Source organism: Roseburia yibonii, from assembly GCF_014297335.1.
GTDB classification, from domain to species: Bacteria; Bacillota; Clostridia; order Lachnospirales; family Lachnospiraceae; genus Roseburia_D; species Roseburia_D yibonii.
This window is the reverse complement of the sequence record NZ_JACOQH010000004.1, coordinates 118,503-141,915: the sequence shown is the minus strand read 5'-3', so window position 1 is coordinate 141,915 and position 23,413 is coordinate 118,503. Positions and strand designations below refer to the sequence as shown.

The window sequence follows — 23,413 nt, the reverse complement described above, 5'->3', positions numbered from 1 at the left end:
AGAGAATATGTATTTAAAGAGTATTGAGGTACACGGCTTTAAATCCTTTGCCAATAAGATCGTTTTTGATTTTCATAACGGAATTACCGGCATTGTGGGGCCAAACGGCAGTGGAAAGAGTAATGTCGCGGATGCCGTGCGCTGGGTGCTCGGTGAGCAGAGCGCAAAACAGCTTCGTGGTGCCAGCATGCAGGATATCATATTTGCGGGAACCGAGAACAGGAAACCGTTAAGCTATGCGTATGTCGCGATCACACTGGACAATTCGGATCACAAGCTGGCAGTGGATTTCGCGGAGGTCACGGTAGCACGTCGCGTGTACCGCTCCGGCGAGAGCGAGTATCTTTTGAATGGAAATCCGTGCCGTCTTAAGGATGTCAACGAACTGTTTTATGACACCGGTATCGGTAAAGAGGGATATTCCATCATCGGACAGGGTCAGATCGAAAAGATCCTAAATGGTAAGCCGGAGGAACGGAGAGAACTTTTTGACGAAGCGGCAGGAATCGTAAAATTTAAGCGCAGAAAGGCTGCGGCGCAGAAAAAGCTGGCGGACGAGCGGGAGAACCTTGTCCGTGTCAATGACATTTTGTCGGAACTTGAGCGCCAGGTTATTCCGCTGGAAAAACAGGCGAAAACCGCGAAGATCTATCTTCAGAAAAAAGAAGAACTGAAAACTTACGATGTCAATATGTTTCTTCTGGAAACAAAGAGGATCGAGGAACAGCAAAAAGAAGTGGCCGGTAAGTACCGGATCGCGGATGACGAGTTAAAAGAGGCGAATGAATCCTACGAGGGCATTAAATCCGAGTATGAGAAGCTGGAACGCGAGATGGAAGCGCTTGATGAAAAGATCGACCAGACCAAGGATCAGCTGAGTAACACCAGCGTTATGAAAGGAAAGCTGGAAGGGCAGATCAATGTCCTGCGTGAACAGATCCACACGGCGGAACTTACCGATGAGCATTTAAAGAGCCGTCTGGACGCGATCGAGCGGGAGAAGGAAGCAAAGCAGGCGGAGCGCGCAACTTACGAGGAGCGGAAAAAAGAACTGGCTGCGGGGCTTGAAGAGACCGGCGCGAAGCGGCGGCAGGCGGAAGAGGATTTAAAAAAGATCCGGGATGAGATCGCGCAGTGCAGCGCACGCATGGAAGCGGGCAAGAGCGAGATCATTGCCCTTTTAAATAACAAGGCATCGATCAAAGCGGGACAACAGCGTTACGATACGATGTTAGAGCAGATTAACATCCGCAAGGCGGAACTCACCAAGCGGCTTTTGGAGCGGAAGAGCGAGGAAAATGATTTAAAGAATGTCCTCGGGCAGTATGAGGAAGAATATAAAAAGACCTGTGAGGTGATCTCGGGCTTAAATACTTCCATGCAGGAGATGGAGCAGAAAGCTGCGGAATGGAAGAAAAAACAGCGGGAAGTAAACGAGACGCTGGATACGGCGAGACTTTCCTACCACAAGGAGCAGTCGAAGCTGGAATCGTTAAAGAACATCGCGGAGCGTTACGAGGGATACGGAAACAGTATCCGCAAAGTGATGGAACAAAAAGAGAACGAAGCCGGACTTCTTGGCGTTGTGGCGGATCTCATTAAAGTGGATAAAAAGTATGAGACCGCGATCGAGACAGCGCTTGGCGGAAATATCCAGAATATCGTGACGGAGGATGAGACGACCGCGAAGCGGATGATCGGTTATTTAAAGAAAAACCGTCTGGGACGCGCAACATTTCTGCCGCTGACCAGTGTCCGCGGAAAAGATAATTCCAAAAACGAGAAGTATCTGGCGGAGGAAGGAATCCTCGGATTCGCGAATACGCTGGTGCAGACGCAGGAAAAATACGCGGGTGTGCTTTCCTATCTGCTTGGCAGGGTGCTTGTGGCAGACACGATCGACCATGCACTGGCACTGGCGAAAAAAAGCCAGTATTCGTTACATATCGTCACGCTGGAAGGGGAATATCTAAGCCCGGGCGGTTCGCTGGCAGGTGGAGCGTTTAAAAATAACAGCAATCTGCTTGGAAGAAAGCGGGAGATCGACACGCTTGAACAGAGCATGAAAGAGCTGGTGGCACAGATCAAAAGTTGCAGGGCAAGGTCGGAAGAGATAAAGACCGCGCAGGCGCTTCTTGCTGAGGATATCGAGTCCGCGAAAGTAAAACTGCAGGAGCAGTATCTTGCACAGAACACCGCGGAAATGAATTTAAAACGCGCAAAGGACAGACAGGAAGAGAGCGAAAATGTCTATGCAGGTCTGAGACGCGAGAGCAAAGAGATCGAGGCGCAGATCGCGGAGATTGCGGAAAACAAGGAAAAGATCACAGACGAGATCGAAGTCATGGCAAAACGCGAAAAGGAGATCGGAGAGGAAAACAACCGGCTCCAGAGCGTGTTAGAGGAACAGACCAAAGCGGAAGATGCCGCGAAGGAAAAAGCGGCGAAGATCCAGATGGAAGAGGCAGGATTTTTACAGAAGGAAGAATTTATCCTGGAAAATACCGGACGTATCGACCGGGAGATCGCGCATCTGAAAGAAGAAGCGGATTCCCTGAAAAATCAGGCAAAAGAGGCAAAAGGTGATGTCCAGAAGAAAAAACACGACATCGAGGAGATCGAAAAGACGATCCTTGCCTCGGATGGCAGCCATGCGGATCTGGAGAAGCAGTTAAAAGAAGATCAGGCAAAAAAAGAAGAGATGTCTGCGGAATATAAGGGATTCTTTCAGAAACGCGAGGATATCACCAAACGCGTCGGAGAACTTGACAAGGAGATCTTCCGTTTGAATGCCCAGAGGGAAAAACTCGAGGAAGCACAGGAATACCAGAACAATTATATGTGGGAAGAATACGAACTGACACTTCATGCGGCAGAAGAACTGCGCAGGGAGGAGTATGGGGATCTTCCGCAGTTAAAAAAGATGATCGCGTCGTTAAAAGAGGAGATCCGCAAACTCGGGGATGTCAATGTCAATGCGATCGAGGATTACAAGGAACTCTCCGAGCGTTACGAGTTTTTGAAAAACCAGCATGATGACCTGATCGAAGCCGAGAAGACGTTGATCGGCGTGATCGAGGATCTGGACAGCGGAATGCGTAAGCAGTTCACAGAAAAATTCGCAGAGATCCAGCATGAATTTGACAAGGCGTTTAAGGACCTTTTCGGTGGCGGAAAGGGAACCCTGGAACTGGTGGAGGATGAGGACATCCTGGAATGCGGCATCCGTATCATCGCGCAGCCGCCGGGAAAGAAGCTCCAGAACATGATGCAGCTTTCCGGTGGCGAGAAGTCGCTGACGGCGATCGCGCTTTTGTTTGCGATCCAGAATCTGAAACCGTCTCCGTTCTGTCTCTTGGACGAGATCGAGGCGGCGCTCGACGATTCAAACGTAGACCGTTTTGCGCAGTATCTGCATAAATTGACGAAAAATACACAGTTTATCGTGATCACGCACCGAAGAGGAACCATGAATGCGGCAGATCGTCTGTATGGTATCACCATGCAGGAAAAGGGCGTTTCCACGCTGGTATCGGTAAATCTGATTGAAAATGATCTGGAACAGTAGCAAAAAAGAAAGAAGGGCAGAAGATGGGAGAGAAAAAAGGTTTTTTCAGTCGTCTCGTATCGGGACTGACCAAGACAAGAGATAATATCGTATCCGGGATAGACGCGGTGTTTGGCGGCTTTTCTCAGATCGATGAGGATTTTTACGAAGAGATCGAGGAAATCCTCATCATGGGAGATATCGGAGTCTCCGCGACAGAAAATATTTTGGAATCCTTAAAGCAGAAGGTGAAGGAAAACCACATCAAGAAGCCGGATGAGTGCAAGGAACTTCTGATCGAAAGCATCAAAGAACAGATGCAGGTGGGAGAGACCGCGTACCGGTTTGAGGAAGAAAAGTCGGTGGTACTGATCGTTGGTGTCAACGGTGTGGGAAAAACAACATCTGTAGGAAAGCTTGCGGGAAAATTAAAGGCGCAGGGAAAGAAAGTGGTACTTGCGGCGGCGGATACATTCCGCGCGGCGGCAGGAGAACAGTTAAAAGAATGGGCGAACCGTGCCGGCGTGGACATGATCGGCGGCCAGGAGGGAAGCGACCCGGCGGCAGTCATTTATGACGCGGTTGCGGCGGCAAAAGCAAGAAACGCGGATGTCCTTCTCTGCGATACGGCAGGAAGACTGCACAACAAGAAGAACCTGATGGAAGAACTGCGAAAGATCAACCGGATCCTGGAAAAAGAATATCCGGACGCATACCGTGAGACACTGGTAGTGTTGGATGCCACAACCGGACAGAACGCGCTCGCACAGGCAAAACAGTTCGCGGAAGTGACGGATCTGACCGGAATCATCCTGACCAAAATGGACGGAACGGCAAAGGGCGGAATCGCAGTGGCGATCCAGTCCGAATTACAGATCCCGGTGAAATACATCGGTGTCGGTGAAACGATCGATGATCTGCAGAAGTTTGACCCGGAAGAATTTGTGAACGCGCTGTTCGACCGTGGTGAGGGAGCACAGGAACACGAGGAAGGAGAAAATGATTAAGATGTTGACATTGGATAAGTTTGAGGAAGCAAGTGAGAAAGTAAAAGAAGTAACGTTGGAGACAAAGCTTGTATACAGCGAGTATCTGAGCGGACAGAGTGGAAACAAGGTTTATTTAAAACCGGAAAATCTGCAGTATACCGGCGCGTACAAAGTGCGCGGCGCTTATTATAAGATCAGCACACTTTCCGATGAGGAAAGAAAGAAGGGGCTGATCACGGCATCTGCCGGAAACCATGCGCAGGGCGTTGCCTACGCGGCAAAATGTTATGGTGTCAAGGCAGTGATCGTTATGCCGACGACGACACCGCTTATCAAGGTAAACCGCACCAAAGGATATGGCGCAGAGGTGATCCTTCACGGGGATGTTTATGATGAAGCCTGTGAGTATGCGTTAAAGCTTGCCGAGGAAAAGGGCTATACGTTCGTGCATCCGTTCGATGATCCGGCGGTTGCGACCGGACAGGGAACAATCGCGATGGAGATCTTTAAAGAACTTCCGCTTGTGGAATATATCCTCGTTCCGATCGGCGGCGGCGGACTTGCGACCGGTGTGTCCACACTTGCCAAGCTCTTAAATCCGAAGGTAAAAGTCATCGGCGTGGAGCCGGCGGGCGCTGCATGTATGAAGGCGTCCCTGGCTTCCGGAAAAGTGACGACGCTTCCGAACGTCAACACGATCGCGGACGGAACCGCGGTAAAGACACCGGGATCAAAGATCTTCCCGTATCTTCAGAAAAATCTGGATGATATCATTACCGTAGAAGATCATGAGTTAGTCGTTTCTTTCCTTGATATGGTGGAAAATCATAAGATGATCGTGGAAAATTCCGGTCTTCTTACGGTTGCCGCGTTAAAGCATCTGAATGTGAAGGACAAACGTGTGGTTTCCATCTTAAGCGGCGGAAACATGGATGTGATCACGATGTCATCGGTCGTACAGCAGGGACTTATTTTCCGTGACCGTATCTTTACCGTATCGGTACTGCTTCCGGATAAGCCGGGTGAACTCTGCAAGGTGGCGGATACGATCGCCAAAGAGCAGGGTAACGTAGTAAAACTGGAGCACAATCAGTTCGTTACAACAAACCGTACCGCGCAGGTAGAACTCCGTATCACGATGGAATCGTTTGGAACCGATCACAAGAACAAGATTATAAGTGCACTGGAGAGAAACGGTTACAAACCGAAAGTAGTTCAGGCAAATCTGTAAGTTTTTTGGAAAGAAAATGGCGGAGGGCAGCGAATGTTTGGAAGAAGCGAAGACATTTTTGAGGAAGAACGGCCGAAAGAAGAAAAGGTAACAAGACAGGAACGCAGGGAAGAAAAGCTCCGGGAAAAAGAGCGGAAAAAACAGGAAAAAGAAGATTTAAAACAGCAGAGAGCCGCGTTTGAGGAAGAGATGAAAGGGCGCGAGCTGGAAGAAAAAAGAAGAAAACAGCTGGAAAAAGAGGACGCGCGCAACGCAAAACTGGCGAAAAAAGCGGAAAAGAAGATTGCCAAAGTCGAGATGCGGAGTGAAAAGAAACCGTCTTTTAAAAACCGGATCTTTTTCGTGATCCTTCTCCTTCTTTGTTTTGCGGCGGGCTTTGGAGCGGCGGTTTTCGTCGCGTGGATCGGTCATGTGCCTTTCGCGCCTGTGAAATTCCTGCCGTTCGCCCTGCTTGCCTTTGTATTTACCTTTTCCACCGCGAATTTCTTTCTGCATGAAGGAAAGATCGAGGTGGCGGCAGGGGCGTTCTCGCTGCTTTCGCTGGCAGGCGGAATCGTGGAACTGGCTTATTTATTCCATTAAATGCAGCTTTTTCAAAAAAGAAGCAGGGTGTAAAGAAAAAACACTTGACACCCTGCTTCTTTTATTGTATGATACACTAGGTTCGTAGATAAGGAGTCGGATATGGAAGAAAAGCTGGAACAGGCTTATCTGTATGATTTTTACGGAGAGCTTTTGAACGAACATCAGCGCAGGATATATGAAGATTTTGTATTTAATGATCTCTCCCTTGGCGAGATCGCGAAGGACGAGGGGATCAGCAGACAGGGCGTGCATGATATGGTGAGACGCTGTAACCGGACGCTCGAAGGCTACGAGGAGAAGTTACATCTGGTAGCGAAGTTCCTTTCCGCGAAGCAGAAAGTATCAAAGATCCATATTCTGGCAAAGCAGTTTCATGAAAAGCCGGAAGATCAGATTTTAAACGAGATAGAGAATTTATCCAATGAGATATTAGAGGAGCTGTAATATGGCATTTGACAGTTTATCAGAAAAACTGCAGAACGTATTCCGCAATCTGCGGAGCAAGGGACGCCTGACCGAGGATGATGTCAAAGCAGCGTTAAAGGAAGTCAAGCTGGCGCTTCTTGAGGCGGATGTAAACTTCAAGGTGGTAAAACAGTTTACAAAGTCGGTACAGGAACGCGCGATCGGATCGGATGTTATGAACGGTCTGAATCCGGGACAGATGGTCATTAAGATCGTAAATGAGGAAATGGTAAAACTCATGGGATCTGAGACGACAGAGCTTTTGTTAAAGCCGTCGAACGAGATCACCGTGCTCATGATGGCAGGTCTTCAGGGTGCAGGTAAGACGACCACGACAGCGAAGATCGCCGGAAAGTTAAAGCAAAAAGGCAGAAAACCGCTTTTGGTTGCCTGTGATGTCTACCGTCCGGCTGCGATCGATCAGTTAAAGATCAATGGCGAGAAGCAGGGCGTGGAAGTATTTGCCATGGGAGATAAGAACCGTCCTGTGGATATCGCGAAAGCCGCGATGGAACATGCCGCAAAAGGCGGATTTAATGTAGTGATCATCGATACTGCCGGACGGCTTCATGTAGATGAAGAGATGATGGCGGAACTCGTTGAGATAAAAGAAAATATCGAGGTGACAGAGACGATCCTTGTCGTTGATGCGATGACCGGTCAGGACGCCGTGAATGTCGCAGGCACTTTCGATGAAAAGATCGGGATCGATGGCGTGATCCTGACCAAACTGGACGGTGATACCAGAGGCGGAGCGGCATTGTCGATCCGTGCGGTAACCGGAAAGCCGATCCTTTATGTCGGTATGGGTGAGAAACTTTCCGATCTCGAGCAGTTTTATCCGGATCGTATGGCATCCCGTATCCTTGGAATGGGTGATGTCTTAACGCTCATTGAAAAGGCGCAGGAAGACCTCGATGAGGAAAAAGCCAAAAAGATGGAGCAGAAGCTCAAAAAGGCTGAGTTTGGATTTGATGATTATCTCGAATCCATGAACCAGATGAAAAAAATGGGCGGTATCTCCAAGGTGCTCGGCATGATGCCGGGGATCGGCGGCGCGCAGCTCTCACAGATCGAGAGCGCGATCGATGAAAAACAGATGGCGCGTGTGGAAGGAATCATCTACTCCATGACACCGAAGGAACGCAGCAATCCATCCATTTTAAATCCGAGCAGAAAACGCCGGATCGCGCAGGGCGCGGGTGTGGATATCGCGGAGGTCAATCGCCTGGTCAAGCAGTTTGAACAGACCAAAAAGATGATGAAACAGATGCCGGGCATGTTCGGCGGAAAAGGCGGCAGAGGAAAACTCGGCGGCTTCGGGAAAATGAAATTCCCGTTTTAAGATTTGCAGAATCCAACAGATAACTGTTGATTTTGATAGAAATACCCTGCAAGGAGGTGAAAGAAAGTGGTAAAGATCAGATTAAGAAGATTAGGACAGAAAAAAGCTCCTTTTTATAGAATCGTTGTAGCAGATGCGAATTCTCCAAGAGATGGCAGATTCATCGAGGAAATCGGAACTTATGATCCAACAAAAGATCCTAGTGAATATCATGTAAATGAAGAACTGGCAAAGAAATGGTTAGCAAACGGCGCACAGCCGACCGCTACTGTAAACAGAATTTTCAAAGCTACCGGTATCGTAAAATAATCATTTGGGATTTGTGAGGTGAATGTAATGAAAGAATTAGTGGAAGTAATTGCAAAATCACTGGTAGATCATCCGGATGAAGTAGTTGTTACTGAAAGCGAAAATGACAAAGCCCTTGTAGTGGAGCTGCGTGTCGCGCAGACCGACATGGGTAAAGTAATTGGCAAACAGGGACGTATCGCGAAAGCGATCCGTTCTGTAGTGAAAGCAGCAGCCTCAAAAGAAAACAAAAAAGTTATTGTAGAAATTGTACAGTAATGAAAATGAGGGCACTGTAAAATAGCCGCATGGACAGGATATTTTACAGTGCCCTCATTGGATATCGGGAAAAGCAGGAGGAAGATGGGTTGGAAGATTTATTGCAGGTAGGTGTGATCACCACAACACATGGCGTGCGCGGTGAAGTCAAGGTATTTCCGACAACGGATGACGCAAACCGCTTTAAAAAATTAAAAGAAGTAATCTTGGATACCGGAAAAGAACAGTTGCCTTTGGAGATCGCGCAGGTGAAGTTTTTTAAAAACCTGGTTATTTTGAAGTTCAAGGGAATCGATAATATAAATGATATTGAAAAATATAAAGGCAAAAGCCTTTATGTGACAAGAGAACATGCAGTCAAGTTAAAAAAAGATGAATACTTTATTGCCGATCTGATCGGGATGCGCGCAGTGACCGAAGAGGGCGAGGAGCTCGGCACGATCAAAGATGTGCTGCAGACCGGCGCGAATGACGTTTACATCATTAAGAAAGACGGGGAGGACGAGCTTCTGGTCCCGGCCATCAAGGACTGCGTAAAGAACGTGGATATCGAAGGCGGAGTGATGACACTTCATCTGTTGGAGGGACTGCGGGATATCAATAAGAAATAAAAGAGGTTATTATGAGATTTCATATACTGACCCTGTTTCCGGACATGGTGGAGCAGGGACTGAACACAAGCATCATCGGACGCGCGGTGGAAAAGGGTATTTTATCCATCGAAGCGGTCAATATCAGAGATTATACGCTTGACCGCCACAAGAAAGTGGACGATTATCCATATGGCGGCGGAGCGGGTATGGTCATGCAGGCGCAGCCGATCTATGACGCGTGGCAGGCGATCGTTACGAAGATCGGCTATCGTCCGCGGACGGTTTATCTGACCCCGCAGGGACCGACGTTCCATCAGGGAATGGCAAAGGAATACGCAAAAGAGGAAGATCTGATCCTGCTCTGCGGACATTACGAGGGCATTGATGAGCGTGTGCTTGAGGAGATCGTGACGGATTATGTCTCGATCGGAGATTATGTGCTGACCGGCGGCGAGCTTCCGGCGATGGTCATGGTGGACGCGATCTCCCGCATGGTGCCGGGCGTGCTGAGCAATCAGGAATCCGGCAGTACGGAATCCTTTGAGGGCAGTCTGCTCGAGTATCCGCAGTATTCCAGACCGGAGGAGTGGCACGGGAAAAAAGTCCCGCCGATCCTTTTATCCGGCGATCACGCGAAAGTGGATGCGTGGCGCAGGGAACAGTCGATTTTACGCACCAAGGAGCGCAGACCGGATCTGCTAAAGTGGGCGGAGCTTTCCGAGAAAGAGCGAAAGAATTTATGATCGAAGTCTATGGGCTTGACGGGAACGCGCAGGATTCCCCGGCATGGGAGATGCTCTTTCAGGAGCAGAATTATGTGGGACTGTTTTCGGATTACCGGCTGGAAAAGATCCGCAGGTGCAAAAAAGAAGATGCAAGGCGGCAGAGCATAGCCGCAGGCTGGCTGCTCGATCAGGTGCTGCGAAAACATGGCATGACAGAGCGCACTGCGCGTTTTCAGACGGGAGCGCACGGGAAGCGCCTGCTTTATCTTTCCGATGGGACAAGGGTGGATGTGAACCTTTCCCATTCCGGCGGCTATGTGGTGTGCGCATACAGCACAGGAGGCGCGGTCGGGATCGACGTAGAGTGCGTGCGTGAGGATGTGAAGGCGTTACAGCTCGCGAAACGCTTCTTTGCGCCGGAAGAATCTGCATGGCTGGAGGCACAGCCAAAGAAAGCGGAAGCCTTTTGCAGGCTCTGGACGAGAAAGGAAAGCTTTGCGAAAAGGAACGGCGATGGCCTGACCATGCGTCTCGATCAGTTTCTGGTGCTTGAACCGGAGGATCTGCCGGCGCATAAGCGGGACACAGAGGTCTTTTTTAAAGAGTATGAGAGGGCAGACTGCAGGATCACGGTCTGCGCGGGGGAAGCGGATTTCCCGGAACAGATCGCATGGCAAAAAATTAGTGAGAAAAGTCTTGCCAAGCTGTAAATAGTATGGTAAGATTGGATAGTTGTGAAATAAACGCGATGGTCCTCTGTTACAAATTGTATTAAGAACATCAAAAGAATCAGGAGGTCACAAAATGAACGCAAGTGAAATTATTAAGAGCATTGAAGCAGAACAGTTAAAAGCTGAAGTACCGGAATTCCGTGTTGGTGATACTGTTAAGGTATTCGCTAAGATCAAAGAAGGAAACCGTGAAAGAATTCAGGTTTTTGAAGGAACTGTATTAAAGAGACAGGGCGGAAGCAACCGCGAGACTTTTACTGTAAGAAAGTTTTCAAACGGTGTCGGCGTAGAAAAGACCTGGCCGTTACATTCTCCGCATGTTGAGAAAGTCGAAGTTGTAAGACATGGTAAAGTAAGACGTGCGAAACTGAATTACTTACGCGGACGTATCGGTAAGAAAGCGAAAGTAAAAGAATTAGTAAAATAAGAAATGCGAGAGAGGGACAATTTCAAAGTGTGAATTGTTCCTCTTATTGTTTTATGAGGAAAGCGGCATGAGAAGATACAGAAGGACAGGACTGGATTTTAACCGCAGGAAGAAAGATGTGAATTTCCCGCTGTTAAAAGAGATTTTTTCCTGGATCATTGAGATTGCCATTGTGCTTATGATGGCGTTTGTGCTGGTGTATTTTATCGGAATGCGTACCAGCGTGGTGGGGCAGTCTATGTCGGAGACGCTCGAAAACGGGGATCAGATCCTGGTCAACCGTTTTATGTATAAGGTGATCGGGCCAAAGGCAAATGATGTCATCGTATTTCTCCCAAACGGAAATGAAAAATCACATTATTATGTGAAGCGTGTGATCGGCGTTCCGGGAGATACCGTACAGATTAAGAATGGAAGGATCTATGTAAACGGAACAGAGTTTACGGAAAAGGTCGATGTCGCATCGATCGAAGACGCGGGGCTTGCGGCGGATGCAGTTACGCTGGGCGATGATGAATATTTTGTGCTCGGGGATAACCGCAATAACAGTGAGGACAGCCGGTATGCGAATATCGGAAATATCAAACGGGAATATATTATCGGAAAAGCGTGGTTTGTGATATCCACGGGAGACCGGTTTGGATTTATAAAGTAAAACAGGAGGATGAAGTATGCAGTTTCAGTGGTATCCGGGTCATATGACCAAGGCAAAGCGGATGATGCAGGAGGATATGAAGCTGGTCGATCTGGTCATTGAGCTGGTCGATGCCAGAATACCGATGAGCAGCCGCAATCCGGACATTGATGAGCTAGGAAAGAACAAGGCGCGTCTGATCCTGATGAATAAGGCGGATCTTGCGGATGATAAGAAGACCGAGCAGTGGATGGATTATTTTAAAGGCAGAGGCTTTTATGCGGTAAAACTGGATTCCAGAAAAAAGAACGGGATGAAATCGGTTCAGAACGTGATCGCGGAGGCATGTAGGGAAAAGACGGAGAGAGACCGCAAGCGCGGGATCTTGAACCGTCCGGTGCGTGCGATGGTCGTTGGGATCCCGAATGTCGGAAAATCGACTTTTATCAATACCTTTGCGGGAAAAGCGTGTACCAAGACCGGAAACAAACCGGGTGTTACGAGAGGAAAACAGTGGATCCGGCTCAATAAAAACGTGGAGCTTCTTGACACGCCGGGTATTCTCTGGCCGAAATTTGAGGATCAGAAGGTCGGAATGCGGCTGGCGTGGATCGGCTCGATCAAGGATGAGATCCTAAACATTGATGAGCTGGCAATGCTGTTTATTGAGTATATGTTAGAGGAGTATCCGGGCGTTTTGCATGCCCGCTACGGAGTGGCGGAAGAAGCCGCAGAGGGCGAAAACGCGGCAGCGAAGGTGTTAGAGGAGATCGCGGTCAACCGCAAATGCATAAAAAAGGGCAATGAGTATGACTACAGCAAGGCGGCGGCACTCGTGATCGATGAATTCAGAAGCGGACAGCTGGGCGCATTGACGTTAGAGAGCCCGGAGCAGGATGCATAAAGACAAAAGAGGAACAGCATGGAAAAGAAAATCGGAGAGATCAGGGAAGAATTAAAGGCAGCAGAGGATAATCTGTTGCCTGATTTTATAGAAAAGTACAGTCTGGATGAAAGAAGCGGCGTGCAGACGCTGATCGCGCAGGCAAAAAAGCGTATCGAAAAGCTGGAACAGGAAAAAGCAAGGATCGAAGCGCTGAAAAAATATGAGAAAGAATATGCCGGTTACGGATATATCTGCGGGATCGATGAAGTCGGCAGAGGCCCGCTTGCGGGACCGGTCGTGGCGGGAGCGGTGATCCTGCCGGAAGACTGCGATATTTTGTATATCAACGATTCCAAAAAACTGAGCGCAAAAAAGCGTGAAATGCTCTATGATGAGATCATGGAAAAAGCGGTCGCGGTCGGAATCGGTATGGTAGGCCCTGCCAGGATCGATGAGATCAATATTCTGCAGGCGACTTACGAAGCAATGCGGGAAGCTATAAGGAATCTTGCGGTAAAACCCGATATATTATTAAACGATGCGGTTACGATCCCACAGGTTGACATAAAACAGGTGCCAATCATTAAGGGAGATGCGAAGAGCATTTCGATCGGGGCGGCAAGTATTGTGGCAAAAGTGACCAGGGATCGCCTGATGGTGGAGTATGACAGGATCATGCCGGAGTATGATTTTGCTTCGAATAAGGGTTATGGTTCGGCGGAGCACATTGCGGCACTTAAAAAATACGGGCCGACACCGATTCACCGCGCGTCTTTTATCAAAAATTTTGTTTAAGGATGGATGTTTATGCAGATATCGGATCTTTTTGGACAATATGATCGAAATACAGCGGTAAATTCACAGGGAACCGGAAATGCGACCGGCGTATCAGGCACGAATCCGACACTGGCACAGGCAATGCGCATGCTGCCGGCAGGGAGCGTTTTTGAGGCGACCGTCAATGAGATGGAAAACGGAGAAGTGTTGCTCGGGTTAAGCGACGGGCGAAACGTGTCAGCGCGGCTTTCCGCCGGTGTTTCATTAAACGTCGGGGAATCCATGTTCTTTCAGGTGAAATCCAACAACGGCATGCAGATTGAGATCCGTCCGTTCCAGACCGGACCGGAGGGAAATCCTACCTTATTAAAGGCACTCGATGCTGCGGGGCTCAATGTGAATGATAAAAACCTGACGTTGGTCAATACGATGATGCAGGAGCAGATGCCGATCGACAAGAGCAGCCTGATGGCAATGGTGCGCCTGTCGGGAAGCCACCCGAATGTTGCGCCGGCAACGCTGGTTGAGATGACCAAACTCGGGCTTCCGGTCACAGAGGAAAACGCGGCTGCATTTGAAAATTATAAGACAGACCAGAATGCGATGATGAAGGAGCTGAACACACTGTTCGAGACACTGCCGGAGATGGCGGGGAACGAAACAATGTCGGTTTCCGATGCGATCGCGTTTCATAAAGAGATCACGGCAATGCTCGCGGATACAGAGACCGCGGGCAGTGTGACGGTAAAGGGACAGGAAGCGTCACAGACGCCGCAGGTGGAACTGGTGGCAGGAGAGGCGAAGACCGGAACAGCGCAGACTACGGAAGCAGGTGCAGAGAATGGAGCGTCACAGACTGCAAAAGCGGCGGAGACGGTAACAGAAAGCGGAGCAGCTCAGACCACGGAAGCAGCAGCAGAGAATGGAACAGCGCAGACCGCACAGGCAGCAGAAACGATTGCAGAGACCGGGACGGCCGCACAGACGTCACAGCCTGGTGGCGCGGAAGCTGGCATGCCGGCAAGACTGGCGGCGGTCTTGGATCCGGCGCAGTTAGAGGACTTAAAGTCGGTATACGCAGAACTTTCGGGCAAAGATACAGACATTTCCAAACTTACGCCAAAGCAGTTTTTGGCAGAATTGAGCGGGCTGCTTGCGGATGGCGGAGACGGCAGGGAACATGTGGTGCGAAAACTGTTTGCTGGAAAGTCTTACCAGCAGGTGCTCCGCAGTGCCCTCGAGGAAGAGTGGCTCTTAAAGCCGCAGGATATCAGAGATTCCGGGAAAATGAACGAATTTTACGCGCGGGTGGATCGGCAGATGGGACAGCTTTCGCAGATCCTTGCGGAAGCGGGCGGAAACACACAGACCGCGCAGGCGGCATCGGATCTTTCAAATAACATCAATTTCATGAATGTCTTAAACCAGACCTATACTTATATGCAGATCCCGCTTAAGATGGCGCATCAGAATGCAAAGGGAGATCTGTATGTATACACCAATAAAAGGAAGCTTGCGGAAAAGGACGGAGAGCTCAGCGCATTTTTGCATCTTGATATGGAACATCTCGGTTCCACCGATGTCTCGGTAAAGATGCATGGAAAAAATGTGGGAACCAGATTTTATCTGTCGGATGAGGCATCCTATCAGGTGGTGGAGGCGCATGTGCCGCTCTTGCAGCAGCAGCTGGAAAAACTGGGATATCAGTGCAGGATCGATGTGGAAAATGAAGAAAAGAAAGTGGATCTTGTGGATGATTTCCTAAAGCGGGACAAGCCGGCGGGCGGAATGGTACACCGGTATTCTTTTGATATGAGGGCATAAGATATGTTGGATAGAAAAAAGAAAGAAAAAACAGCGGTAGCGGTTGCGTATACGCCGGGAGAGCGCGCACCTAAGATACTTGCGACCGGAAAAGGCGAGGTCGCGGAGCGGATCATTGAAACCGCGAAAGAGAATGAAGTCCCGCTTTACGAGGATGACAAACTGGCATCCACCTTATCAAGGCTGGATATCGGAGATATGATCCCGCCGGAGCTTTATGATGTGGTGGCGCAGATCCTGGTATTTGTGGATGACATGGATCGTCTGCGCGGAAAAGTGGAGGCAATCAAAAAATAGCATGAATACGAGAAAAACCGGCGCGGAATACGAAGAACAGGCGGCGCAGTATTTAAGGAAAGAAGGATATCAGATCCTTGAACAGAATTATAAAAGCCGTTTCGGGGAGATCGACATTCTGGCGGACAAAGAGGGAGAACTCATTGTTGTCGAGGTGAAATACCGCAGCACGAACGGCTACGGAGATCCACTGGAGGCGGTAGACAAAAGAAAACAGAAACGGATCTGTCAGACCGCAGCTTATTACTGTATGACGCATGGGATCACGGAGGATATTTCGTGCCGTTTTGATGTGATCGCGATCTACGGAGACGGTACGGTGCGGCATGAAAAAAACGCGTTCGAATATCAGAGATGATTCAGATCAGGAGTTTATTATGGAATTAAAACGAAAAAATGATACAGACAGTTTATATCTGGAAAAATGCCATGCCGCGGACGGCTCTGAGGTTCCGCTGCTTAAATATCCGCTGCTTGAAAAGACCGGAATGGTAGAGCACTGCTTTTCCACCCGGATGGGCGGTGTGAGCGAGGGCATCTTTTCAAGCATGAACCTAAGCTTTACAAGAGGAGACGACAGAGAGGCAGTAGAAACGAATTTCCACCGGATCGCGGAGGCAATGGGCGTCCCTTTTGAAAAAATGGTGTTTACGGATCAGACCCATACGACCTGTGTGCGGAAAGTGACCGGCGCGGATGCGGGAAAGGGGTTACTGCGCGAACGCGATTACCGGGATGTGGACGGAATCATTACGGACGAAGCGGGACTTGTGCTCTGTGCTTTTTTTGCGGACTGTGTGCCTTTATATTTCGTAGATCCCGTTCATCGCGCAATCGGGCTTTCACACTCCGGATGGAGGGGAACCGTAAAACGCATGGGAGAAAAAACAGTACAGGCGTTAAAAGACGCGTATGGAACAAGACCGGAGGATCTGATCTGCGCGATCGGACCATCAATCTGTGTGGACTGCTATGAAGTGAGCGCGGATGTTGCGGACGCGTTTTGCGCTGCGTTTCCGGGCAGAGAAAAAGAAATCTTAAGAGATAAAGGAAACGGCAAATATCAGTTGGATCTCTGGCGGGCAAATGAACTTATCCTGTCAGATGCCGGTGTCAGACCGGAACATATCGCAACGACAAATCTGTGTACCTGCTGCAATGACAGGTATCTTTTCTCACACCGTGCAAGCCACGGAAAGCGCGGCAATCTCGGCGCGTTCTTGATGCTGCGTCCATAACAGGGCGCGGCATATTCATAAATTCTTAAAGAAATCCTCTGTTTATCTTTATTGTATCGAAAGCCCCGTCATGCTATATTAAGCGTATCGATACAGATAGTACAGTCAGAGCAAAAAGGGGCTGTATAATAAATAACAGGAGGAGAGACGGATTTGATTCAGTTAAATTATCGTGATGCAAAACCGATTTATGAACAGATCAAAGATGGACTGAAGCATCTGCTGGTTTCAAAAGCGATCGAGACCGGGGAGAAACTTCCCTCTGTCCGGGAGCTTGCGGCAAGTCTGGCGATCAACCCGAATACGATACAGCGTGCGTATAAGGAGCTGGAAAGTGAGGGGTATATCTATACCGTTTCCGGAAAAGGCACATTTGCGGCGGGACAGGATGATGTGGTTGAGATCCGCAAGGAAGAACTGTTTTTGCAGTTTGACAGTGTGACATCAGAGCTGCTCTATTTATCTGTAAAACCGGAAGCGCTGACAGAGCGGATTACGGATCTTGGAGAAGGGGGAAAGAGAGAATGATAGAAGTTTCAAATGTGGTCAAGGAGTTTGACGGATTCCGGGCGCTTGACGGTACAACACTCCACGTTGGAAAGGGAGATATCTACGGGTTAGTCGGCCCGAACGGCGCGGGAAAATCAACGATCATCCGCCATATCACAGGCGTATACAAGCAGGATGCGGGAACGGTTCTGATCGATGGAATGCCGGTTTTTGAAAATCCTGCGGTAAAAGAAAAATTTGCGTACATACCGGATGAACTGTTTTATTTCATGCAGGCGGACACCATGGAGATGAAGCGGTTTTATCAGGGAATTTATCCGAAATTTGACGAAAAACTGTTTGAGAAGATGCGGAAATTCTTCCCGAACATCGATACCAAGCGGAGCATCCGAAGACTCTCCAAAGGTATGCAAAAGCAGGTGGCGTTCTGGCTTGCGATCTGCTGCAGACCGGAGATCCTGATCCTGGATGAGCCGGTAGACGGACTCGATCCGGTCATGCGCAGACAGATCTGGAGTATCATCATGGCGGATGTTTCCGAGCATGAGACAACGGTGTTTGTTTCCTCTCACAATCTGCGTGAGCTGGAAGATGTCTGCGACCACGTTGGGATCATGCATCAGGGAAAGGTGATCTTAGAGCGGTCCTTAAGTGAACTGCAGGGAAGCGTCTGCAAGATACAGACCGCGTTCCAGGCGGAGATGCCAAAGCTTCCGGATGGCTTTGAAGTGCTTCATATGTCAAATACCGGAAGAGTGTATACGCTGATCGTCAAGGGAAACCCGGCAGAAGCGAAAAAGCAGATCGAGCGTTTAAATCCGATGCTGGTGGACGTTCTTCCGCTTACACTGGAAGAAATCTTTATTTACGAATTGGGAGGGGTGGATTATGCAGTCAAAGATATCCTTTTTTAATAAAACGATTTTCAAGAAGAATTTTACACATTACTGGCCGGTCTGGTTTGGATATCTTGTGATCTGCCTGTTTGAGATACCGTTTGGTATCTATATCTGCAGCAGAAATGTGGCATATTATACGATAGAAGCAGAGCGGGCGGTAGAACGGACAAATAGTTATGTAAACCTGATGAGGGCGGTCATGTCACCGATCCTGCCGTTTTTAGTCGCTGCGGTTGTTGCGATGGCTCTTTTTTCCTATTTATATAATGCCAAAAGTGCGAACATGATCCATTCACTGCCGGTGCGCAGGGAGGAACTCTTTGTTACAAATTACCTTTCCGGTCTGCTTTTTATGGCGGTACCGCAGGTGATCGCAACGCTTCTCGGCGTGTTCGTATGTGCGGCAGTCGGTATTACGGAATTGCAGTATCTGATGCTCTCTTTGGTGTATGCGCTTGGAAACATGTTCTTTTTCTATTCCATGGCGGTTTGTGTGGGAATGCTGACCGGGCAGCTTCTGGCGCTTCCGGTCTGCTATGTGGCGCTTAATTTCGTTGAGATCATGTTAGAGGGGATCGGATCTGTGATCGTGTCATTCCTGTGCTTTGGAATGTCCAATTCGGATTTCTCACTCTCGAAATTTTCCGTGCTTTCACCGGTGTATTATCTTTCGAAGAAACTTGGGATCGGGACGGAATATTTAAATACCGGCGGGTATGCGTATCATGTGCATGGTGGAAAGACCTTACTGGTTTATGTGCTTGTTTCCTTTGTGCTGATCGCGCTTGCGCTTTTTGCGTATCGTAAGCGGAGAATCGAGTCCGCAGGCGATCTGATCTCCATCGGATGGGTCAAACCGGTATTCCGCTGGTGTGTGACGATTTGCAGCGCGCTGCTTGGCGGAATGGTATTTGGATCCATCTTCCAGGGCACGGTTTCCGGAACCAAAGAATTTGTGATCACGTTATGCGCGATACTGGCCGTTGGAGTTGTAAGCTTTTTCATTGCGCAGATGTTTCTGGAAAAGAAATTTAAGGTATTTTCGAAAAAACGTTTTGCGGAACTTGGAATCGGTTCTGCCTGCATGGTGGTGCTGTTATGCATGCTGGAATTTGATGTGTTCGGCATTGAATCATGGACACCGGATGTCTCAGAAGTGAAAATGGCAAGTCTTGAGTACAATTCACTGGCTCTGACAGACGAAAAAGAGATTGAGGAACTGATCGATCTCCATAAGGATATCATCGGAAAGAAGAGTGAACTGGAAGCCTATGCGGCGGAAGGAAATGCGACCTATGGTATCGCGATCAGCTATAAATTAAAGGACGGCTCAAAAGTCAAACGCTATTATGCAGTGCCGGCAACCCAGAAAGAGATCGAAGATAAAAATTCTGTGATCGGCCAGGCGGTTACGATCCTCGAACGACCGGAAAATGTGATGAAAGCACAGTTTGGCGTGTACTATGAGGATAATGTGCCGCAGAGCGGTTATTTGGAGCGGTACAATCAGGATGTTGACCAGTACGATAACGAAAATGATCTGAGCTTCAACGCACAGAACGCGAAGATCGTCTATGAAGCGCTGATAAAAGACATCAGCGAGGGAAATTATGAAGATGCGATCCGTTTTCAAATGAGTACGGACAACTCCGGATATATGAGCGATCAGATCTATATCAATGCAATCGGACTTCAATTCTATAACAAGAACGGCTCTTATTTCCCGGACGATCAGATCAGGGAGGAATATTATAGCGATTCTTATAATGAAAGGTATTCTTCGCAGAGCTGCAGTGCTTATCTGACGATCGGAAAGAAGTGTAAGCACACGATCGCCGCGTTAAAAGAGATCGGGGCGATCACGGATGAGAGCGATCTGATCACCTATCAGGATTACAATATGCGTTATCAGGATGTAGATTATATCGAATAGAAAACGAGGAGAAAAGCTGCCGGATCGGGCGGCTTTTTTCTGTCCTTTTATGACACATAGAGAGCCCGGATGGGAAAAAGGCTTTACAACAGGGAAGAGATATTGTAAAATCAAGCGGTCGGGTATTACCCGATTTATTTTGATGAAAAGAAACTGAAAGTGGCATTTTTATGCCGTGCATAGAAATAAGGAGTAGGAAATATATGAGTAAACCAGTAGTAGCGATTGTAGGACGCCCGAACGTTGGAAAGTCTACGCTTTTTAACGTGCTGGCGGGAGAACGCATTTCAATCGTCAAAGATACGCCGGGTGTGACAAGAGACCGCATTTACGCGGATGTTTCCTGGTTAGATAAAGCATTTACCCTGATCGATACCGGAGGAATCGAGCCGGACAGTGATGATATCATTCTTTCCCAGATGCGGGAGCAGGCGCAGATCGCAATCGACACAGCGGATGTGATCATGTTTATAACGGATGTCAGACAGGGGCTTGTGGATGCGGATGAAAAGGTGGCAAACATGCTGCGCCGTTCCAAAAAGCCGGTCGTGCTTGTGGTCAATAAAGTCGATGATTTCAAAAAGTATATGCCGGATGTCTATGAGTTTTATAATCTGGGAATCGGGGAACCGATCCCGGTTTCTGCGGCTTCCATGCTGGGGATCGGAGATATGCTTGACGAAGTGATTGCGCATTTCCCGGAGAGGAATGCAGAGGAGGAGGAAGATGACCGCCCGAAGATCGCGGTGATCGGAAAGCCGAATGTAGGAAAATCCTCCCTGATCAATAAGCTGACCGGAGAGAAGCGCGTGATCGTATCGGATATCGCGGGAACGACCAGGGACGCGATCGATACGGCTGTGAAATACTGCGGCAGGGAGTATGTCTTTATTGATACTGCCGGACTTCGCAGAAAGAGCAAGATCAAGGAAGAACTGGAGCGTTACAGTATCATCCGTGCTGTTACGGCGGTAGAGCGCGCGGACGTTGTCGTGATCGTGATCGACGCGACCGAGGGCGTTACGGAGCAGGACGCAAAGATCGCGGGAATCGCGCATGACCGTGGAAAAGGAATCATCATTGCGGTCAATAAGTGGGACGCGATCGAAAAAAATGACAAATCGGTCAAGGAACACTCGGACCGTATCCGTCAGGTGTTGAGCTTTATGCCATATGCGGAGATCCTTTTTATCTCAGCACAGACCGGACAGCGTTTAAATAAACTCTATGAAATGATCGATGTGGTCATGGCGAACAATTCCATGCGTCTGGCAACGGGTGTCTTAAATGAGATCGTAGCGGAAGCCGTTGCAATGCAGCAGCCGCCATCCGACAAGGGAAAACGTTTAAAGATCTTTTACATCACACAGGTATCGGTCAAACCGCCTACCTTTGTTGTATTCGTAAATGACAAGAAACTGATGCATTTTTCCTATACCCGATATATAGAGAACCGGATTCGTGACGCGTTTGGCTTCCGTGGAACCGCGCTTCGCTTCATTATCCGGGAGAGAAAAGGAGAGTCCTAAGATGGAGATATTACAGCGTGTACTTGCTCTGGTCATCGGCTATTTCTGCGGCTGTTTCGTGACCGGTTACTTTTACGGAAAATTACAGAAAGTGGATATCCGCACGATGGGAAGCGGAAACGCGGGAACGACGAATACTTTAAGAAATCTCGGATGGAAGGCAGGCGCGGTCACATTTTTGGGAGACTGCTTTAAATGTGTGCTCGCGATCTGTCTGGTGCGCGTTTTGTTCCGGAAAGACGGAGCCGATATGTTAAAGCTTTTGGAGCTTTACGCAGGTTTTGGCGCGATCCTCGGACACAATTTCCCGTTTTACTTAAAGTTTAAAGGCGGAAAGGGAATTGCCTGCACAGCTGGACTTCTGGTCGCGTTCTGTCCGTTTGAGATCCCGGTCTGTCTGGCACTTTTTGTACTTGCGGTGGCAATTACGCGCTATGTGTCGGTGGGATCGATCCTAGTCGTGCTCAGTTTCTTACTGCAGACGGTCATTTTCGGGCAGATGGGCTGGTTTCATGTGTCGGAAGGGTATCTGCCGGAGTTATATATTCTGAGCGCGGTGATCACCGGGATGGCGATCTGGCGTCATAAGAGCAACATCGGACGCCTGATGCACGGAACGGAAAACAAATTTTCCATGAAGCATAAAAGCTAAGGAGGGTGTAATGGCAAAGATCAGTGTATTAGGAGCAGGAAGCTGGGGAACAGCGCTTGCGGTTGTTTTACATAAAAACGGACATGAGGTAACGATTTGGTCGATCGCGCAGGACGAGATCGATATGTTAAAAAAAGAGCGTGAACACAAGGATAAACTTCCGGGTGTGAAGATCGCGGAGGAGATCGGGCTTACCACAGACCTGAAAGAAGCGATAAGCGGAAGGGATATGCTGGTGGTCGCGGTACCTTCCCCTTATATCCGCAGTACGGCAAAATCAATGGCGCCGTATGTGGAGGATGGGCAGCTGCTTGTGAGCGTGGCAAAAGGGATCGAGGAAGGAACGCTTATGACGCTTTCCGCGATCTTAGAGCAGGAGATCCCGCAGGCAGAGGTCGCGGTACTCTGCGGACCGAGCCATGCGGAAGAAGTCGGGATCGGACTGCCGACGACACTGGTTGCCGGCGCAAAGCGAAAAGAGACGGCAGAGCTGGTACAGTCTACCTTTATGAATGAAGTGCTGCGTGTCTACACCAGCCCGGATGTGCTTGGCATGGAGCTTGGGGCATCCTTAAAAAACGTGATCGCGCTGGCGGCCGGAATGGCGGACGGACTCGGATACGGCGATAACACGAAGGCGGCATTGATCACACGCGGGATCTCGGAGATCGGGCGTCTCGCACTTAAAATGGGCGCAAAATATGAGACACTGAGCGGTCTTACAGGAATCGGGGATCTGATCGTGACCTGCGCGAGCAAGCACAGCAGAAACCGCAAGGCGGGTATGCTGATCGGCGAGGGCTACACAATGGAAGAAGCGATGAAGGAAGTAAAAATGGTCGTAGAAGGCGTTTACTCGGCGAAGGCGGCAATGGAACTTTCCGCGAAATATGATGTGTCTATGCCGATCATTGAGCAGGTCAACGAAGTGCTCTTTGATGGAAAATCAGCGAAAGAGGCAGTGATGGATCTGATGCTCCGCGATAAAAAGCCGGAACACGATGACCTGGAATGGAATTAGGAGAGACA

Annotated in this window: 25 protein-coding genes; all 25 read left to right on the top strand. The window is 48.9% G+C overall.

Going from position 1 to position 23,413, the window contains the following annotated elements; all coding sequences use genetic code 11:
* The first annotated feature begins 7 nt into the window (after positions 1-7).
* Positions 8-3,568 carry a chromosome segregation protein SMC gene (smc, locus tag H8Z76_RS07305; RefSeq protein WP_186982064.1) on the top strand — a complete coding sequence of 1,187 codons (3,561 nt, stop codon included), beginning with the start codon at positions 8-10 and terminating at the stop codon, positions 3,566-3,568.
* Between the two features lie 23 nt (positions 3,569-3,591).
* Positions 3,592-4,554 (top strand): signal recognition particle-docking protein FtsY, encoded by a 963-nt coding sequence (ftsY, locus tag H8Z76_RS07300; RefSeq protein ID WP_147618541.1) that lies wholly within the window; start codon positions 3,592-3,594, stop codon positions 4,552-4,554.
* Position 4,555: 1 nt separating this feature from the next.
* Positions 4,556-5,767: a threonine ammonia-lyase gene (gene ilvA, locus H8Z76_RS07295; RefSeq protein WP_147618636.1), complete on the top strand. Its 1,212-nt coding sequence runs from the start codon at positions 4,556-4,558 to the stop codon at positions 5,765-5,767.
* Positions 5,768-5,800: 33 nt separating this feature from the next.
* Positions 5,801-6,349 (top strand): hypothetical protein, encoded by a 549-nt coding sequence (locus H8Z76_RS07290; protein WP_186982063.1) that lies wholly within the window; start codon positions 5,801-5,803, stop codon positions 6,347-6,349.
* Between the two features lie 102 nt (positions 6,350-6,451).
* The gene (gene ylxM / locus H8Z76_RS07285; RefSeq protein WP_022514302.1) at positions 6,452-6,796 is read left to right on the top strand and encodes a YlxM family DNA-binding protein; all 345 of its coding nucleotides are present in this window, start codon (positions 6,452-6,454) and stop codon (positions 6,794-6,796) included.
* A 1-nt stretch (position 6,797) separates the two neighbouring features.
* On the top strand, positions 6,798-8,162 hold the full coding sequence (gene ffh / locus H8Z76_RS07280) for a signal recognition particle protein (RefSeq protein ID WP_022514303.1): 1,365 nt from the start codon (positions 6,798-6,800) through the stop codon (positions 8,160-8,162).
* 66 nt (positions 8,163-8,228) lie between these two features.
* Positions 8,229-8,471: a 30S ribosomal protein S16 gene (gene rpsP / locus H8Z76_RS07275; protein ID WP_022514304.1), complete on the top strand. Its 243-nt coding sequence runs from the start codon at positions 8,229-8,231 to the stop codon at positions 8,469-8,471.
* A gap of 27 nt (positions 8,472-8,498) precedes the next feature.
* The gene (locus tag H8Z76_RS07270) at positions 8,499-8,729 is read left to right on the top strand and encodes a KH domain-containing protein (RefSeq protein WP_022514305.1); all 231 of its coding nucleotides are present in this window, start codon (positions 8,499-8,501) and stop codon (positions 8,727-8,729) included.
* Positions 8,730-8,818: 89 nt separating this feature from the next.
* A complete protein-coding gene (gene rimM, locus H8Z76_RS07265; RefSeq protein WP_186982062.1) occupies positions 8,819-9,340 on the top strand; it encodes a ribosome maturation factor RimM in 522 nt (173 codons plus the stop codon).
* Between the two features lie 11 nt (positions 9,341-9,351).
* The gene (trmD, locus tag H8Z76_RS07260; RefSeq protein ID WP_186982061.1) at positions 9,352-10,065 is read left to right on the top strand and encodes a tRNA (guanosine(37)-N1)-methyltransferase TrmD; all 714 of its coding nucleotides are present in this window, start codon (positions 9,352-9,354) and stop codon (positions 10,063-10,065) included.
* Positions 10,062-10,757: a 4'-phosphopantetheinyl transferase family protein gene (locus tag H8Z76_RS07255; RefSeq protein ID WP_186982060.1), complete on the top strand. Its 696-nt coding sequence runs from the start codon at positions 10,062-10,064 to the stop codon at positions 10,755-10,757. The genes trmD and H8Z76_RS07255 overlap by 4 nt, the downstream gene beginning before the upstream one ends.
* Before the next feature lie 94 nt (positions 10,758-10,851).
* Positions 10,852-11,205 carry a 50S ribosomal protein L19 gene (gene rplS / locus H8Z76_RS07250; protein WP_022514309.1) on the top strand — a complete coding sequence of 118 codons (354 nt, stop codon included), beginning with the start codon at positions 10,852-10,854 and terminating at the stop codon, positions 11,203-11,205.
* A gap of 67 nt (positions 11,206-11,272) precedes the next feature.
* A complete protein-coding gene (gene lepB, locus H8Z76_RS07245) occupies positions 11,273-11,860 on the top strand; it encodes a signal peptidase I (RefSeq protein ID WP_022514310.1) in 588 nt (195 codons plus the stop codon).
* Between the two features lie 16 nt (positions 11,861-11,876).
* Complete coding sequence (gene ylqF, locus H8Z76_RS07240; protein WP_186982059.1) at positions 11,877-12,743, top strand: ribosome biogenesis GTPase YlqF; 867 nt, start codon at positions 11,877-11,879, stop codon at positions 12,741-12,743.
* Positions 12,744-12,761: 18 nt separating this feature from the next.
* Positions 12,762-13,520: a ribonuclease HII gene (locus H8Z76_RS07235; protein WP_022514312.1), complete on the top strand. Its 759-nt coding sequence runs from the start codon at positions 12,762-12,764 to the stop codon at positions 13,518-13,520.
* A gap of 12 nt (positions 13,521-13,532) precedes the next feature.
* Positions 13,533-15,326, top strand: coding sequence for a flagellar hook-length control protein FliK (gene fliK, locus H8Z76_RS07230; protein WP_186982058.1), 1,794 nt, complete (start codon positions 13,533-13,535; stop codon positions 15,324-15,326).
* A 3-nt stretch (positions 15,327-15,329) separates the two neighbouring features.
* Positions 15,330-15,623, top strand: a complete 294-nt coding sequence (locus H8Z76_RS07225) for an EscU/YscU/HrcU family type III secretion system export apparatus switch protein (RefSeq protein WP_022514586.1) — start codon at positions 15,330-15,332, stop codon at positions 15,621-15,623.
* 1 nt (position 15,624) lies between these two features.
* Complete coding sequence (locus H8Z76_RS07220) at positions 15,625-15,981, top strand: YraN family protein (protein WP_186982057.1); 357 nt, start codon at positions 15,625-15,627, stop codon at positions 15,979-15,981.
* A 19-nt stretch (positions 15,982-16,000) separates the two neighbouring features.
* Positions 16,001-16,861, top strand: coding sequence for a peptidoglycan editing factor PgeF (pgeF, locus tag H8Z76_RS07215; RefSeq protein WP_186982056.1), 861 nt, complete (start codon positions 16,001-16,003; stop codon positions 16,859-16,861).
* Positions 16,862-17,014: 153 nt separating this feature from the next.
* Positions 17,015-17,389 (top strand): GntR family transcriptional regulator, encoded by a 375-nt coding sequence (locus H8Z76_RS07210; RefSeq protein WP_022514583.1) that lies wholly within the window; start codon positions 17,015-17,017, stop codon positions 17,387-17,389.
* Positions 17,386-18,285 (top strand): ABC transporter ATP-binding protein, encoded by a 900-nt coding sequence (locus H8Z76_RS07205; protein WP_147618551.1) that lies wholly within the window; start codon positions 17,386-17,388, stop codon positions 18,283-18,285. Before H8Z76_RS07210 ends, H8Z76_RS07205 begins: the two co-directional genes overlap by 4 nt.
* Positions 18,260-20,203, top strand: a complete 1,944-nt coding sequence (locus H8Z76_RS07200) for an ABC transporter permease (protein WP_147618552.1) — start codon at positions 18,260-18,262, stop codon at positions 20,201-20,203. Before H8Z76_RS07205 ends, H8Z76_RS07200 begins: the two co-directional genes overlap by 26 nt.
* Positions 20,204-20,406: 203 nt before the next feature.
* Positions 20,407-21,732 (top strand): ribosome biogenesis GTPase Der, encoded by a 1,326-nt coding sequence (gene der, locus H8Z76_RS07195; protein ID WP_147618553.1) that lies wholly within the window; start codon positions 20,407-20,409, stop codon positions 21,730-21,732.
* 1 nt (position 21,733) lies between these two features.
* Positions 21,734-22,384, top strand: a complete 651-nt coding sequence (gene plsY / locus H8Z76_RS07190) for a glycerol-3-phosphate 1-O-acyltransferase PlsY (RefSeq protein ID WP_186982054.1) — start codon at positions 21,734-21,736, stop codon at positions 22,382-22,384.
* Positions 22,385-22,394: 10 nt separating this feature from the next.
* Positions 22,395-23,405 (top strand): NAD(P)H-dependent glycerol-3-phosphate dehydrogenase, encoded by a 1,011-nt coding sequence (locus H8Z76_RS07185; RefSeq protein WP_022514578.1) that lies wholly within the window; start codon positions 22,395-22,397, stop codon positions 23,403-23,405.
* Positions 23,406-23,413: the final 8 nt, after the last annotated feature.

What these genes read in the sequence shown, in the direction of transcription:
- smc (WP_186982064.1), top strand. Translation starts at nt 8, where the DNA reads ATGTATTTAAAGAGTATTGAGGTACACGGCTTTAAATCCTTTGCCAAT.
- ftsY (WP_147618541.1), top strand. Translation starts at nt 3,592, where the DNA reads ATGGGAGAGAAAAAAGGTTTTTTCAGTCGTCTCGTATCGGGACTGACC.
- ilvA (WP_147618636.1), top strand. Translation starts at nt 4,556, where the DNA reads ATGTTGACATTGGATAAGTTTGAGGAAGCAAGTGAGAAAGTAAAAGAA.
- H8Z76_RS07290 (WP_186982063.1), top strand. Translation starts at nt 5,801, where the DNA reads ATGTTTGGAAGAAGCGAAGACATTTTTGAGGAAGAACGGCCGAAAGAA.
- ylxM (WP_022514302.1), top strand. Translation starts at nt 6,452, where the DNA reads ATGGAAGAAAAGCTGGAACAGGCTTATCTGTATGATTTTTACGGAGAG.
- ffh (WP_022514303.1), top strand. Translation starts at nt 6,798, where the DNA reads ATGGCATTTGACAGTTTATCAGAAAAACTGCAGAACGTATTCCGCAAT.
- H8Z76_RS07270 (WP_022514305.1), top strand. Translation starts at nt 8,499, where the DNA reads ATGAAAGAATTAGTGGAAGTAATTGCAAAATCACTGGTAGATCATCCG.
- trmD (WP_186982061.1), top strand. Translation starts at nt 9,352, where the DNA reads ATGAGATTTCATATACTGACCCTGTTTCCGGACATGGTGGAGCAGGGA.
- H8Z76_RS07255 (WP_186982060.1), top strand. Translation starts at nt 10,062, where the DNA reads ATGATCGAAGTCTATGGGCTTGACGGGAACGCGCAGGATTCCCCGGCA.
- rplS (WP_022514309.1), top strand. Translation starts at nt 10,852, where the DNA reads ATGAACGCAAGTGAAATTATTAAGAGCATTGAAGCAGAACAGTTAAAA.
- lepB (WP_022514310.1), top strand. Translation starts at nt 11,273, where the DNA reads ATGAGAAGATACAGAAGGACAGGACTGGATTTTAACCGCAGGAAGAAA.
- ylqF (WP_186982059.1), top strand. Translation starts at nt 11,877, where the DNA reads ATGCAGTTTCAGTGGTATCCGGGTCATATGACCAAGGCAAAGCGGATG.
- H8Z76_RS07235 (WP_022514312.1), top strand. Translation starts at nt 12,762, where the DNA reads ATGGAAAAGAAAATCGGAGAGATCAGGGAAGAATTAAAGGCAGCAGAG.
- fliK (WP_186982058.1), top strand. Translation starts at nt 13,533, where the DNA reads ATGCAGATATCGGATCTTTTTGGACAATATGATCGAAATACAGCGGTA.
- H8Z76_RS07225 (WP_022514586.1), top strand. Translation starts at nt 15,330, where the DNA reads ATGTTGGATAGAAAAAAGAAAGAAAAAACAGCGGTAGCGGTTGCGTAT.
- H8Z76_RS07220 (WP_186982057.1), top strand. Translation starts at nt 15,625, where the DNA reads ATGAATACGAGAAAAACCGGCGCGGAATACGAAGAACAGGCGGCGCAG.
- pgeF (WP_186982056.1), top strand. Translation starts at nt 16,001, where the DNA reads ATGGAATTAAAACGAAAAAATGATACAGACAGTTTATATCTGGAAAAA.
- H8Z76_RS07205 (WP_147618551.1), top strand. Translation starts at nt 17,386, where the DNA reads ATGATAGAAGTTTCAAATGTGGTCAAGGAGTTTGACGGATTCCGGGCG.
- H8Z76_RS07200 (WP_147618552.1), top strand. Translation starts at nt 18,260, where the DNA reads ATGCAGTCAAAGATATCCTTTTTTAATAAAACGATTTTCAAGAAGAAT.
- der (WP_147618553.1), top strand. Translation starts at nt 20,407, where the DNA reads ATGAGTAAACCAGTAGTAGCGATTGTAGGACGCCCGAACGTTGGAAAG.
- plsY (WP_186982054.1), top strand. Translation starts at nt 21,734, where the DNA reads ATGGAGATATTACAGCGTGTACTTGCTCTGGTCATCGGCTATTTCTGC.
- H8Z76_RS07185 (WP_022514578.1), top strand. Translation starts at nt 22,395, where the DNA reads ATGGCAAAGATCAGTGTATTAGGAGCAGGAAGCTGGGGAACAGCGCTT.